Source organism: Rhizobium sp. CIAT894, assembly GCF_000172795.2.
Classification (GTDB): domain Bacteria; phylum Pseudomonadota; class Alphaproteobacteria; order Rhizobiales; family Rhizobiaceae; genus Rhizobium.
In genome coordinates this window covers 649,063-662,368 of sequence record NZ_CP020947.1, presented here as the reverse complement: position 1 = coordinate 662,368, position 13,306 = coordinate 649,063, and the positions used below count along the sequence as shown (strand labels likewise).

Below are 13,306 nucleotides of genomic sequence, written 5' to 3'. Positions count from 1 at the left end.
CACGATACCGCGATTTCACGAAAATTCGATCCATCCGATCGAAAAATCATTTCGCCAAAAGCACAGCGCCGCCCTCCACTGCCTATTGAGTATTCCTCGATTTCGGAAAAAATGGCGACGCGAAGCGAGGAGGACACGACGGGTGCAGGATAAGGGCAACGTGGACCTTCAGGACCAGCGGCGGCGGCAGCGCTACCGTGGCTTTGCGATTGCGGTCGGCTGCCTGATGGTCTTTCTCGGGCTGAGCGCGATTGCCGGCTGGCTGCTGCAGATCAAAGTGATCATTTCGCTCGTCCCCAGCTTCCCGTCGATGGCCTTCAACACCGCGCTCTGCTTCGTGCTTTCCGGCATGGGGCTTGCTGCCTCGACGCTGGCTGCCCGTCGCTTTCGGCTGGCGGCAACGATCATGACAGGGCTTGCGGCGGCGTTCGCTGCGGCCCGGCTGCTGGAAATCATCACCATCGGGCGGACTTTCCACAATGTCGACGTGTTGATCACGCAGTTCCTGGTTCCACCGGAATTCATCGCTGAGATCGGCGGCGGCATGGGGCCGAACACGGCGCTGGTGTTCCTGATCGCCAATCTTTCGCTGCTGCTCGCTCTCCACGCGGAGCGGAAAAGCCAGGTGGTGCAGGAATTGACGAGCTACGTCGTCATCACCCTCGGCATGATCGCGCTCGCCAGCTATGTCACCGATGCCGAACAGGGTTACCGCTGGGGGCCCTATGCGGCGATGGCGCTGCATACGGCGGTCGGCATGGTGATCTTCGGCTCGGGGCTTCTCGCCCGCTCCTGGTGGAGGCAGCCGGCGAACCGGGCGCAGATCCCGCTCTGGATCCCGGCTGCGGTCTGCTTCACCGGCCTTCTCGTCGATCTCTACACGCCGCTCGGTGTGGCCAACGGCATTCTCTATGTGCCGCTGGTCCTGACGGCGCTCTGGTTCGGCAACAGGAACGCGCCGCTTTTCTTCGCCTTTGTCTGCACCGTGCTCCTGATGCTCGGCTTTTTCGCCGTCAGGCACAACGAGGTGGCATTCTGGCAGGAAATCGCCAACCGCACGATTACGGCGGCGACGCTCTGGCTGATCGCCATCCTCGTCTTCTATTTCATGCGCAACAATCATAACCTCGAAACCGAGCGCGTCCGCTTCGGCGCGCTGGTGCGCGGCACGCCCGATGCCGTCATCGTCATCGACGAGAGCGGAACGATCAGGAGCTTCAACCCGGCGGCCGAAAACATGTTCGGTTACGCCCCGCAGGAGACGATCGGCCGGAATATCAAGATGCTGATGCCCGAACCCTACCATTCCGAGCACGACGGCTATCTCGCCCATTACCGGCAGACCGGCGAGGAGCGCATCATCGGCACGACGCGCATGGTTTCCGGACGGCGCAAGAGCGGCATCGTCTTTCCGATCGACGTTTCCATCAGCGCCGTCGCCACCGGCGATTCGAAGATCTTCGTCGGTATCGTGCGCGATATCAGCGAGCGCGCCCGGCAGGAAGAGCGAATGAAAACGACGCTGGCCCAGCTCGAGGCCTATACGGCCGAACTCGAGCGCAGCAACCACGACCTCGACGAATTCGCCTATATCGCCTCGCATGACCTCAAGGAGCCGCTGCGCGGCCTGCACAACCATTCCCGTTTCCTGCTGGAGGACTATGAGGACAAGCTCGACGTCGACGGCGTGCGCCGGCTGAACCGGCTGGTGCGCCTCAGCCAGCGGATGGAGAAACTCGTCAACGACCTTCTCTATTTTTCCCGGCTGGGGCGGCAGCAGCTGGCGGTCAAACGCACCGATATCGGCCTGATCGTCAAAGATGTCGTGGCGACGATGGAGCTCCTGCTGGAAGAGCGTCATGCCAAGGTCATCATCGACGGGCAGTTGCCGGATGTGGTCTGTGACGCGCCGCGGCTGACCGAAGTGTTCCGCAACCTGATCACCAATGCGATCAAATACAATGACAAGCCGGCGCCGCTCGTGTCGATCGGCTATCTCGATCGGTTCGTCGGCAAGGACGGCACGGTCGCCCGCAACGTGTTTTTCGTCAGGGATAACGGCAAGGGCATACCCCAGGAATTCCATGAGGACATTTTCCGCATTTTCAAACGGCTGGAAAAGTCGCAGGATTCAGACGACGGCACCGGTGCAGGCCTGACCTTCGTCCGCAAGATCATCGCGCGGCACAATGGCGATATCTGGCTGGAATCGGAGGTCGGCGCCGGCACCACATTCTATTTCACCCTGGGAAAGAAGCGCGAGGGGCAGAATGCAGCAGCGTGACACGCAACCGATCCTGATCGTCGAGGACAGCGAAGACGATTTCGAAGCAACGATGCGGGCCTTCAAACGCACCAACCTGCGCAATTCGATTCGCTGGGCGGCCTCGGGGCAGGAAGCGCTCGACATGCTCGCGGCGATGGTGCCGAAGCCGGGGCTGATCCTGCTCGATCTCAACATGCCGGGTCTCGACGGCCGCAAGACGCTGGAAGCGATCAAATCGAACGCCGGCTGGCGCAAGATCCCGGTGGTGATTCTGACCACCTCCGACGACGAGCGCGACATCGAAGGCTGCTATGCGCTCGGCGCCAATACCTATGTGCAAAAGCCGGTCGATCTCGACGGGCTGTTCGCCGCGATCCAGCGCCTGAAGGAATACTGGTTCGAAATCGCCATCCTGCCGCTCGAGGACTGACAGATTGGCGGAAGACTGCAGCATTCTCATCATCGACGACAATATCGACGATCGCGAGGTCTATCGCCGCATATTGGGCCGCGTCTCCAGCACCGCCTATACCGTCCTGGAGGCGGAGACGGGTGAAGAGGGCCTGGCGCTGAACAGCCGCAAACGGCCGAACTGCATCCTCCTCGACTATTCGCTGCCGGGACGCAACGGGCTCGGCGTTCTGGCCGACATCCTGGAACACGATCCCGTCGCCAACGTCATCATGCTGACCGGCCAGGGCAGCGAAACCGTCGCCGTCGAGGTGATGAAGAGCGGCGCGCGCGACTATCTGACGAAGGATTCGCTGTCGCCGGAAACCCTGCATCGCTGCATCCAGAACGCCATCATGCACGGCATGCTGGAAGCAAGGCTGGAGCAGAAGCGGCAATCGCTCGAGATCTTCACCCGCGCCATGGCCCATGATCTGAAGGAGCCGCTGAGGACGATCAAATCCTTCAGCCGCATCCTGCATGGTTCTCAAGCATTGCCGGCCGACGACCGGGAACTGCTGGAATACGTGCTCAGCGCCGCCGACCATATGGAAGACCTGATCGTCAAGGTCTCGGGCTTCACCAGGCTCGAGGCCTCCGGCGGACCTGAGCTGACGCCGGTCTCGCTTTCCGACGTGCTCGATCAGGTGGAGAACAATCTGCGCCAGCAGACCGAAAGCCGCGGCGCCGTCGTTATCCGCGGCGCACTGCCGGAGGTCATGGGCGATGCGACGCTGCTGACCCAGCTCCTGCAGAACCTGGTGTCGAATGCCATCCGCTACTGCGAGCAGACAATACCCGAGGTGACGATCTCGGGCGAAGCGCATGGCGACATGTGCCGCCTCACCGTGCGCGACAACGGACCCGGCATCGATCCGCAGCATCGCGAGTTGATCTTCCAGCCGTTCAAGCGTCTCGTCGGCCGCGGCATAGAAGGCACCGGGCTCGGCCTTGCCATCTGCCGCCGCATCGCACAACTGCACGGCGGCGCGATCTGGTGCGAGGCGGAAAACGGGCCGGGCGCCACCTTCATTGTCGACGTACCAATCGCCGAGGCGAGGCCCGCGCCGCCCGCCGCACCGGCCATCCCACATAGCGGCAAACCGGCGGAGCAGCCGGGCGAAGGGCCCGGCAGGCTCGCCGAAGTGCTGTTGGTCGAGGACAGCCCGGCCGACATTCAGCTTCTGAAGATCAAGCTGATGCGGCGGGACAAGGTGAATTTCAACCTGCATGTCGCCACCAACGGACGCGAGGCGATGCGGCTGCTGGAAGAGCGCGCCGGCATCGCCGACGTACCGCAGATCGACCTGATGCTGCTCGACATCAACATGCCGATCATGGATGGCTTCGAGGTGCTGCATGCGCTTTCGGCCGATGTCCGCCTTCGCCAAATTCCCGTCTGCATTCTCAGCACGTCAAGCGACGAAAGCGACAGGCGGCGGGCCAGAAATCTCGGCGCGCGCGCCTATATGGTCAAGCCCCCGACCCTGCAGCAGTTGGAGGAGGCCCTCGAAGATGTCGATCATCTGGAGTTGCTGCAGCGCGGCGATTCGCTTGCGCTTTGTGCGGAACAAAACTAAGCGGTGGTCATTGGCAACGGTATGATCTTTGCAACTTTCATACTCGCGCTCCTGACGACGCCGCTTCAATCAGGACTGCTCCAGATGGTATCAGGCATACATCACGTGACGGCCATCACCCGCAAGGTGCAGGCGAACGTGGACTTTTACGCAGGCTTTCTCGGCATGCGGCTCGTCAAGCAGACGGCCGGCTACGAAGATGCGATGCAGCTTCATCTCCTCTATGGCGATGCGGCGGGAACGCCGGGGTCGCTGGTCACCTTCCTGGTCTGGGAAGACGGCGCGCCGGGCCGGGCAGGCTTCGGCCAGATCAGCGAAATCTCTTTGTCGATCAACCCCTCAAGCATCGGCTACTGGCTGACGCGCGCCATGAGCTTCGGGCTGCGCTCGGAGGGACCGGCCGACGAGTTCGGCGAGCCCGTGCTCAGGCTGAAGGATCCCGACAACATCATCCTCAAGCTCGTCGGCGCAAAGCACGTCACCTCGCCGGCCGCCTGGGACGGCGCCTCGATCCCGGTCGAGCACGCCGTCCAGCGGGTGCGCGGCGCGACCATGCTGACGGAAAAGCCCGCCGAAAGCCGCGGCTTTCTCGAGAACCATTTCGGTTACCGCTTCCAGGCCAATCGCGGCACGATCGACAGGCTGGTTTCGCAATCGGGCGACATTATCGACGTGCGCGATGCGCGCGGCTTCTGGTCCGGGGCGCCCGGCACCGGCACGATCGATCACGTTGCCTTCCGCGCCGCCGACGAGGAGACGCTGCATTCGGTCCGCAAGGCCCTGGAAACGATCGACGCATCGCCGACCAACCTGCATGACCGCAAATATTTCCGCTCGCTTTATGCCCGCGAGCCCGGCGGCACGCTGATCGAGCTGGCCACCGACAAGCCGGGCATGCTCGTTGACGAAGAGCAGGCCGCCCTTGGGACGAAGCTGTTCGCGCCACCCGAAGCGATCACCAATCTCCACGACCTGAAGGTCGTACTGCCGCAGTTTGCAATGCCCGGCCAGCCGCGCATCAATTACCGCGAGCTGCCATTCGTCCATCGCTTCTATACGCCGCCGGATCCCGACGGCAGCGTCTTCGTGCTGCTGCACGGCTCCGGCGGCAACGAGACGACGCTGATGCCGCTGCTCAACAAGGCCGCGCCGCGTGCGACGCTGCTCGGCGTGCGCGGCCGGGCGACGGAGGAAGGGTTTCCGCGCTGGTACAAGCGCATCACCCCCTTCTCCTTCGACCAGAACGACATCAAGACCGAGGCTGAGGCCTTCGCGGCCTTTATCGAAGGCGCGGTCAAATCCTATGGTCTCGATCCGCAAAAGGTCGTTTATGTCGGTTATTCCAACGGCGCCAATCTGCTGAACTCGCTGCTCTATCTGCACCCGAACCTGGTTCACAAGGCGGTGCTGCTGCGCTCCATGCCTGTTCTCAGCGACTTTCCGCATGCCGATCTCAAAGGCACCGACCTGCTCGTCATCAGCGGCAAGACGGATGCCTACGGCAAATATGCGAGCGAGCTGGAAGAGCGGCTGAAGAGTTCGGGCGCCACGGTCGATTCCGACGTCATTCCCGGCGGCCACGATCTCGGCGATGCCGATGTGCCGATCATCCAGAAATGGCTGCTGCAGGAAAACCGCTAGATGTGAGCATGTCGCGCAAAGGTGTGCCGCGGTTTTGCGGCAACGACATGCGTAAAAACAAAAAGCGAATGCGCGTCGCATGAATCAAGTTTGACGCGACGCGCTTTAACGATCAGCCTCGGCGGGCGACCATGATGCCGGCAAGCACGACGGCGCCGCCGAACGCCTGCATGGTTCCGATCGCCTCGTTCAGCAGCGCCCAGGCAAGGATTGCCGCGACGACCGGCTGCAGCAGCAGCGTCAGCGAGGAGAAAGCCGGCGGCAGATAGGCCAGCGCATAGGTGATCGCCACCTGCCCGCCGGCATGGCTGATAAAGGCAAGACCGAAGAGGATCGACCAGCCATAGAGGCTTGCCGGCAGCATATGGCCCTCATGAACGAGAGCGACCGGGAAGATGAAGACGGCAGCCGAGGCCGTGCTCCACAGCATGATGCGGATCGTATCGAACCGGCTGCGCAGCCTGCCGATCGCCAGGATATAGCAGGCATAGAAGAAGGCGGCGATCATCGCGATACCGTCACCGCCGAGGTCGCCATTGCCGATCGCTGCCGGTCCGCCCTTCAGAATGACGACGCCCCCCAGCGCCAGGATAAGTCCGAGCAGGAAGATGCCGCTCGTCCTCGCCCGGAAAAACACGAAGGCGATCATCGTCACGAAGACGGGGGCGAGGTTGGCAAGCAGCGTCGCGTTGGCAACCGAGGTCATGGTCAGCGAAAGGTGCCAGGCAGCGAGATCGAGCGACAGCATGAGGCCCGGAAGGATGAGCAGGGCGTAGTCGGAAAGGCTTTGCGGCTTCCGTCCCCTCTCCGTCTTCATGAGCGAGACGAAGACGATCGGGATCAGCGCCAGCGCCACGCGCCAGAAGGCCGTCGCCATCGGCCCGACCTCGGAAAGCCGGACGAAGATCGGCGAGCCGCCGATCGCCGCCCCGCCGAGAATGAGCGCCGCCAGGGGAAGGCGGTTGGAAGGCGCGGCTTCGGAAAGGGTGGAGTCAGCCTGTGACATGATCTCGATATTTTCTGATCGCCCAAAGCAGGCGGTGGGAGGTGCAGCCGCCTGCCTATCAGAAGTCGATCATCAACGACAGCCGATGAACGACACAGGGATGTAAATTCAGGCGGTATGCGTGTCGTTCACCCGCAGCTTCCTGGCGATCTCGGTGGCGACGAAGAAGGCATGCTCGGTCACCTGCGGCAGCCCCATCAGCTCGCCGAAGGTGCCGCGCGCCAAAGGGCCGGAGATCAGCAGCGAAGGATCCGCCTTTCCCGACGGGCCGATCGCCTCCGAGCGCTCGGTGCAGGCAAGGCCGAGGCCTGTGGGATCAAGCGATAGGTGGCCACTTGCGGCCAGGGCTGCGAGCCAGGGCTGGGTTTCGAGAATGCCGCCATGCGCGGGGCCGGTGGTGACGACGACGGCGTCATAGCTCCGCTGCAACGATTGGCGCTGATGGCGTAGCTGCAGCGTGGCCAGAATGAGCTCGCCTGACATGCGCGCATCGGCGACAGAGCCGGCAAGGATTTCGAGGCGGCCGGCGGCAACCGCCGTGTCGAGCACGGCCTCGACCTGCGGCGCGATGCGGAACCGGTGCACGTCCCAATAGGGTCTGAGATGGCGGACGAGGCGGCGGCGTTCGGCAACCGGCAACGCCTGCCAGAGATCATATCCCTGCGCCCGTACCTGATCGAGCACGCCGTGCCAGCTTATGCCCTGCGCCTTCGCCGCCTCGATGGCGGCGCGGATCGCGGTCAGCAGGGACACGGCAGAATGGGCCGCATCGGAAATGAAATCGCCGAAGAGCTGCTGCGGCACCGGCGCATGCCCGCGCGCACGCAGGCCGCGGCGCGAGATCGCAGTTACCGGACCGTCATGGCCGCGCTCGGCCAGCGAGGCAATGACATCGGCAGCCGTCAGGCCGTTGCCGATGACCAGCACCCGGTCATGCGGGCGGACCATGGCAAGCGCGCCGGGCCTGGTGGTATCGGCAACGAAACGGGGATGGGCTGCAAGCCGGCTCGCAAGCCGGCCGGGGGCTGCCGGCGGCGGATGGCTGGTGGCGATCGCGACGATATCGGCCTGCGTGACGCCGCCCTTATCGTCGCGGATCGTCCAGCGGCCGGCATGGCGCTCGACACTCGTCACCGCAGCGCGGCAGTGACGGACGCTGCCGTCTTCCAGCAACGGTTTCAGCAGGGAGGCGACATAATCGCCGAAAAGCCGGCGTCGCGGAAAGAGCGAACCATCGGGCCGCTTTGCCCCGGGATCGTCAGCGGCGGCGTCACCGGCTTCGATCCAGGCCTGGAATTCGCCCAGCTCGTCCGGCTGCAGGCTCATCTTGGCGGCTGGAACATTGATGCGGTGGGCCGGATCGTCGGTGTCATAGGCAAGACCGCGGCCGAGCTCGGCGCGCGGCTCGAAGACCAGGATGACGGGATGCTCGCCGCGGCTCGCCCGGGCGAGATGATAGGCGACACCCACGCCGGAGACACCGCCGCCGATGATGGCGACGACGGGCGGTTCGGACGTCGGAGGAGACTTGGAATGCATGGCGGCCGGGATGTTGCTTGCGATGCCCGAGCATAGAAGCCGGATATTGCTCGCGCAATCCTCTGCCGGTAATTGTCTATAAATATTATGTAGATTAAGCCTGTCCCAATATCGTCGTCGAAAAATCGGGATTGCCGCGGATCGTATTGCTCACCGTGCAGATCTCATCCTCCGCCGCATGGACGATCTGGCGCCGGCTTTCCTCGTCGATATCGCCCTTGATCGAGAAGGCGATGTTGAACCTGGCAACCCGCGAAAGGCCTTCGGTCGCCTTCTCGCCGGTGACCTCGGCGGTGATCTCGCTGATCCTGTCGAGAACGCCCATCTGGCTGGCGGCCATGCGGGCGCTGAGCACGAGGCAGGCAGACAGCGAGGAATAGAGCAGGTCGAGCGGATTGAAGCCCGGCTGCGACGGCGACGTGACGATATCGATCTCGCCCCTGGTGGCGGAGGTGACATGCGGAAAACCGGTGCGGCCGAGAACGGCGGTGGCGCCGGTCGGGCGGGGACGAGCCTTGAGATCGACCATGATGAAATCCTCTCGTGAACATTCTGCAGATGACAATGTCAGGCCGGCGCCGCACCGGGCAACGGCTGCCTGTCGGTTTCGGAACCTTTCCATCCGTCAGCAGTTGATTACACCTGAACGAAATCAGTGACAAAGGTGGATTGCGATGGCGCATGTCCGCAGAATGGATCGCCAGGGCGGGCGCATGGACGCCCGCGATCGGCTGATCGTCGCGCTCTATGCCCAGCTCAAGGCCGAGCGGGAAACACGCGAGACGCTGGAATGGGCAATCCGCAACGGCGCCGTCTCGCAGGAGGTGCTGGAGGCGATTGCCACCGATCCGGTTCCCGTCGTCACCAGCGAGGATATCGCTTCGGTGGAGAAAATCATCGCCCTCGACGAGGGGCGCAAAACCAATCGAAATTAGAGTATGATGCCGCCATGCTCCCTATCCAATTGAGAAGAGGAGATCCGAAATGGCCGATATCACCTATCAGATCGTGCCGCATGACAATGGCTGGGCCTACAAGCTCGGCGACACGCTGTCGGAAACCTATGCGACGGCCGAGGAAGCGATCGTTCACGCCAGGGACGCCGCGTCGCGCCAGAAGATCGGCGATGGCGACGCGCTGCTGGCCTATCCCGCGCCCGATGGACGCGGCTGGGCATTCCAGGAACTCGAAACCGACAAGAGCAACGGTCGGCTCTGATTGACAACGGAGGATGGAATGGCCGCGCGGGCAAGCTGGAAAGGTCATCTGAAGGTGGGCGACCTTGCTTGCGCCGTCGGGCTTTACACCGCCATTTCCTCTTCCGACCGCGTCTCCTTCAACATCATCAACCGCAGGACCGGCCATCGGGTGGAACGGCAATTCATCGACAGCGAGACCGGCAAACCGGTCGAGCGGGACGATCAGGTCAAAGGCTACCAGATGGAGAATGGCGACTACATCGTCATCGAGGGCGACGAAATCGCCGCCCTCATGCCGGAAAGCGACAAGGTGCTGAATATCAAGGCCTTCATCGGCTACGACGATATCGACAAGCTTTATTTCGATCGTCCCTACTACCTCGCCCCCGTCGACGCGCATGACGAAGAGGCGCTGTCGCTGATCGCAAGGGGCATGCGCGACGGCAAGGTCGCAGCCCTTGCCGAAGCCGTGCTGTTCCGGCGCAACCGGACGCTGCTGATCCGCCCGCATGACGACTGCATCGTCGCCACAATGCTGAATTTCGACTACGAGGTGCGTTCGGCCGACACCGTCTTCAAGGACATTCCCGACATCAAGTTCGACAAGGAGATGATCGCGCTTGCCGGCCATATCATCGGCACCAAGCAGGGCAGTTTCGAACCGAGCGAATATGTGGATCGCTACGAGGCTGCCCTCGTGGAACTGGTCAAGGCGAAGATCGAGGGCCGGGCACCGCCGAAGAAGAAACAGCCGCCGGAACGCAAGGTCGTCGACCTGATGGAAGCACTGCGCCAAAGCGCCGGAATGAGCAGCAAGGGTTCGTCAAAGAAGGCACCGGCGAAGAAGACGCCGGCGCGCGGCGACAGCCACAGGAAGAAGGCAAGCTGAGGCGGCTCTCGAACCTATCAGGCGTGGCGCGATTTAACGCGACGGCTTCCCGTCCTCCGCGGCCAGGCTCCTTTTCAGCGCATCCATGATATTGACGACGTTGCCGGTCGATTTCACCGGTGCGGGTTTTTTCGCAGGCGCGGCCTGCTTCAGGCTCTTCTGCTTGCTGCGGATCATCGACTTCAGGCGCTTCTGGATCGGATCCTGCACCATGGCCGGGCTCCAATCTTTCGTCTCTTCCTTCACCAGCTGCTTCATCAGCGCCAGCAGCTTGCTGTCGATCGCCGCCTTGCTGTCGAGTTCGGCCACCGGTTCGCGCACCTCGTCGCCATAACGCAGGGTCCAGAGAACGATACCCTTGCCCTGCGGCTCCAGCAGCACGGCACGCTCGCGACGATAGAGCACGAGGCGGGCGATGCCGACGACATCATTCGCCTTCATCGCCTCGCGGATGACGCAGAAGGCTTCCACCCCGACCTTGTCCTCGGGGGCCAGAAAATGCGGTTTGTCGTACCAGATCCAGTCGATCGAGCCGCGCGGCACGAATGTGTCGATATCGATGGTGCGGGTGCTTTCGAGCCCGACTTCCTCGATCTCCTCGTCTTCCAGCATGATATAATCGTCCTCGCCACGCGGATAGCCTTTCACCTGGTCCCGGTCCGCCACGGGCTTGTGGGTGACGCTGTCGACATAACGGCTTTCGACGCGGTTCTTCGTCTGGCGATTGAGCACATGGAACCGCACCTTGTTGCTCTCCGTCGTCGCCGGCGTCAGCGAGACGGCGGCGGTGACGAGCGAAAGCTTGAGATAGCCTTTCCAGAATGTCTGACGTGCCATGTCTGTCCTGCCTCCCGGACACGGTTGGGCATTGCAATCAACGGCGGATGCGGTGTTTGGTTCCGAAAATTGCGGTTTTCTGCCAATGCCGCCCGGGTCGTTCCAACAGTTCCGAAACGCAGCCGATGAACGCTGCCCTTAAACCCGCTGCGCCACAGTTTCTGTTGGCTGCCGATCGGACGGAGAAACGGCGCGACATGATGACATGGTTTTATCGGCTGGATTCACGGAATAAGTTCGCTTAAGGTCGCGCCGCATGGCGAAGTGAGAGTGCCGCTTCAATGGGCTTGAAGCCACTGGACAAGCTTGACCTGGCTGTATCGCCCACCGGAATGGGCAGTTTGCGAAACTGGGAAGTTGCCGAACGGCCAAATGAATTCGTTCTTCCGGAGAGGAAGCGAGGATGCACAAAAATAGCTCCCGCCTCAGTTCAATCGAATACCGGCATGCCTTGATCGAGGCGAACGCCGGGCTTCTGCAGATTGATTTATAAGAGCCTTTGATGACGATAGAAAATGCAGCGTTAGCAAGAAACCACTATCCAGCCGGCTACCACCGGCGGGCAGCGCCCCGGTGGCGCGTCAGGCGCGATGTGCTGGCAAAGCTGGTTCTGACAATCGCATTTTACGCGTCGCTTTGGCGGGCGACAGGCATGTGGTACGGCCTGCCTGCAAACTTCGACGACGGCGCAGCGGTCGACCCGTTGCCAATGAAACTCCTGCTCTACGGCCTTATTCCTTTGTCGGGCTTATATTTTCTGCTGGAGCAACGACAATTCCTGCGGGTCTTCTCACGAATTTCGCCGTTTATCGTCGTTGTCGGCATTTCCTGCCTGACATCGATCGCCTTCTCGATCGACAGAGGCGCATCCTTGAAGGGATTGGCCGCGGTCATCGTTCTCGCGGTCCCGCCTCTTCTGTACCGCGCGCGCTACGGCAATGTCGAAGCCTTCAAAGTACTCGGGCGTTTTGCGATTGCCGCCGCATTTATCAACGTTGTCTACACAGCAGCTTTCCCGCAATTCGCCATCATGCGCGGCAGCTATGCGGGCATGGTCAAGGGTGCCTTTTATCATAAGAACACATTGGGGCAGTTTTGCTCGGTGAGTTTTGTCTGCCTGCTGTCGACGGAGAAACTCGGCCGGCTTCGTTACAGTACCCTGATACGCTGGGCTGCAATGCTTTGCCTTCTCGTCCTGATCGTCGCAACCAAGTCCTCGACGGCTGTCGTCTTGACGATGTTCGGCAGCATGATGCTCTATGGCGTTCGCGTGATTCACATCTACCCGAACCGTCTTTTCCGTTCCTTCGTCGTCTTCCTGCTGTTCCTGATCGTCGGCTTCGGCGCCAGCTTCGTTTATCTCGGCGTGGCCTCAGCCGTTGCAGAAGCATTCGGCAAAGATATTACCTTCTCAGGCCGCACCAATATCTGGGAACAGTTGTTGCCGCTGATATGGGACCGGCCTCTGACAGGTTACGGCTTTGCGATGTTCCGCCAGCCCGAGGTCATGGAGCAGTATGTCAAGGTCACCTTCGATGCACGATCGACCCACAACACCTATCTCGAACTGGCGCTGAATATCGGCATTCCAGGCATTACCGCATGGACGTTATTTTTGCTGACCCGCCTGTTCAGGAAGATGACGATCGTCGACCCCGACCCCGCAGAATCCGGCGCCAGGCGAAAGGAGATCGTTATCATCATCCTCATCATGCTTGGAGCCATGACCGAGGCAGGCATGATGCTGGCACCTTTCATTCTCTGGCCACATATGGTCATCGCGCTCTCGGAACTGCGTCCGAGGTTGCGGACAAACCGGAATCTACGCCAGGCTTGAGGGGGTGCTCGACGTCTGTGCGGCTCATTCCCCCGCTCTCGTCGCGGTCATCTTCATCGGCC

At 61.9% G+C, this 13,306-nt stretch carries 11 protein-coding genes and 1 pseudogene; 8 read left to right on the top strand and 4 right to left on the bottom strand.

The genetic code is table 11. The features are described from left to right. Positions 1–142 precede the first annotated feature (142 nt). From RHEC894_RS03250 to RHEC894_RS03235, 4 genes are read left to right on the top strand one after another with little or no spacing between them, the layout of a single operon-like run. The gene (locus tag RHEC894_RS03250) at positions 143–2,284 is read left to right on the top strand and encodes a PAS domain-containing sensor histidine kinase (protein ID WP_085736132.1); all 2,142 of its coding nucleotides are present in this window, start codon (positions 143–145) and stop codon (positions 2,282–2,284) included. Then, positions 2,271–2,696, top strand: a complete 426-nt coding sequence (locus RHEC894_RS03245) for a response regulator (RefSeq protein ID WP_085736129.1) — start codon at positions 2,271–2,273, stop codon at positions 2,694–2,696. The genes RHEC894_RS03250 and RHEC894_RS03245 overlap by 14 nt, the downstream gene beginning before the upstream one ends. A gap of 4 nt (positions 2,697–2,700) precedes the next feature. After that, complete coding sequence (locus RHEC894_RS03240) at positions 2,701–4,296, top strand: response regulator (protein ID WP_085736127.1); 1,596 nt, start codon at positions 2,701–2,703, stop codon at positions 4,294–4,296. 21 nt (positions 4,297–4,317) lie between these two features. Beyond that, positions 4,318–5,937 (top strand): VOC family protein, encoded by a 1,620-nt coding sequence (locus tag RHEC894_RS03235; protein ID WP_206427894.1) that lies wholly within the window; start codon positions 4,318–4,320, stop codon positions 5,935–5,937. Between the two features lie 112 nt (positions 5,938–6,049). Here RHEC894_RS03235 and RHEC894_RS03230 read toward each other — a convergent pair whose 3' ends face one another. The 3 genes and pseudogenes from RHEC894_RS03230 to RHEC894_RS03220 form a co-directional block, all read right to left on the bottom strand. Continuing rightward, a complete protein-coding gene (locus RHEC894_RS03230) occupies positions 6,050–6,943 on the bottom strand; it encodes a DMT family transporter (RefSeq protein WP_085736125.1) in 894 nt (297 codons plus the stop codon). Between the two features lie 108 nt (positions 6,944–7,051). After that, positions 7,052–8,529: pseudogene (locus tag RHEC894_RS03225) on the bottom strand (FAD/NAD(P)-binding protein). A 47-nt stretch (positions 8,530–8,576) separates the two neighbouring features. Beyond that, entirely contained in the window at positions 8,577–9,011 is a 435-nt protein-coding gene (locus RHEC894_RS03220) for an OsmC family protein (protein WP_085736121.1), read from the bottom strand. Between the two features lie 145 nt (positions 9,012–9,156). On the opposite strand from RHEC894_RS03220, the gene RHEC894_RS03215 reads away from it, so the two are divergent. The 3 genes from RHEC894_RS03215 to RHEC894_RS03205 are packed head-to-tail and all read left to right on the top strand — an operon-like array spanning position 9,157 to position 10,570. After that, a complete protein-coding gene (locus tag RHEC894_RS03215; protein ID WP_049733122.1) occupies positions 9,157–9,417 on the top strand; it encodes a hypothetical protein in 261 nt (86 codons plus the stop codon). Between the two features lie 49 nt (positions 9,418–9,466). Then, positions 9,467–9,700, top strand: coding sequence for a DUF2188 domain-containing protein (locus tag RHEC894_RS03210; protein ID WP_010065974.1), 234 nt, complete (start codon positions 9,467–9,469; stop codon positions 9,698–9,700). 18 nt (positions 9,701–9,718) lie between these two features. Continuing rightward, positions 9,719–10,570, top strand: a complete 852-nt coding sequence (locus RHEC894_RS03205) for a Ku protein (RefSeq protein WP_085736119.1) — start codon at positions 9,719–9,721, stop codon at positions 10,568–10,570. A gap of 33 nt (positions 10,571–10,603) precedes the next feature. On the opposite strand, the gene RHEC894_RS03200 is transcribed toward RHEC894_RS03205, so the two are convergent. Next, on the bottom strand, positions 10,604–11,407 hold the full coding sequence (locus RHEC894_RS03200; RefSeq protein ID WP_085736117.1) for a Ku protein: 804 nt from the start codon (positions 11,405–11,407) through the stop codon (positions 10,604–10,606). A 502-nt stretch (positions 11,408–11,909) separates the two neighbouring features. Here RHEC894_RS03200 and RHEC894_RS03195 point away from each other — a divergent pair. Next, positions 11,910–13,244 carry an O-antigen ligase family protein gene (locus RHEC894_RS03195; protein ID WP_085736115.1) on the top strand — a complete coding sequence of 445 codons (1,335 nt, stop codon included), beginning with the start codon at positions 11,910–11,912 and terminating at the stop codon, positions 13,242–13,244. Positions 13,245–13,306 lie beyond the last annotated feature (62 nt).